The sequence below is a fragment of the Thiorhodococcus minor genome (assembly GCF_010820565.1).
Lineage (GTDB): Bacteria > Pseudomonadota > Gammaproteobacteria > Chromatiales > Chromatiaceae > Thiorhodococcus > Thiorhodococcus minor.
Genome location: NZ_JAAIJQ010000320.1, coordinates 1 through 640, shown reverse-complemented (window position 1 = coordinate 640; position 640 = coordinate 1). Strand labels below are relative to the sequence as shown.

The window sequence follows — 640 nt, the reverse complement described above, 5'->3', positions numbered from 1 at the left end:
ACTGGGCAGAACGCGAGCGTTTGGAAGGCCGTCAGGAAGGAGAGCGGATCGGGATACAGAAAGGCCGCCAGGAAGGCGAGCAGATCGGGATGCAAAAAGGACGCCTAGAAACCGCTCAAGCCACGGCCCGCAACCTCATCGCCCTCGGCATGCTCAACGACGGGCAGATTGCCCAGGCCACCGGCCTGAGCATTGTGCAAGTCGAGGCATTACGCGCGGACAAGTGATGCTGTCTGGTGACCAGGCGCGCTCCCTGTTGCTGGACTGTAATGGTCAAAAAATCCGTTGATCATCGAATCGTGAATTTTGGCGTTCTTGTGAAACGTATTTTTAGGCCATTGAGGTGGGGGAGCGGCGGCATGGAGCCAATCACTGCGTGCATGGGAGCTTGATCGAACGTCGTTGACCAAGGTCGGCGCTTCCCAGCCCAGCAAGGTAGCAAGGTAGGATGGGTAGAGTGACCAAGCTATGACGCTGCCGCTTGGCGCGGACGCCGATTGGTCACGAAACCCATCGAGCCACTGACCCGGATGTCAGACGGAAACGCCCTCGGGAAACCGGGGGCGTTTTTGTTTGGGTGCGGGCCTGGCAAATTGGAGCGGGGAATGATGGGTTTCGCTGCGCTCTACCCATCCTACGT

Annotated in this window: 1 protein-coding gene; it reads left to right on the top strand. The window is 58.8% G+C overall.

Features of this window, described 5'->3' with window-relative positions:
• Positions 1–227: hypothetical protein (locus G3446_RS27160; RefSeq protein ID WP_164456748.1), on the top strand; the 227-nt coding region annotated here is incomplete at its 5' end.
• Between the last annotated feature and the right edge of the window lie 413 nt (positions 228–640).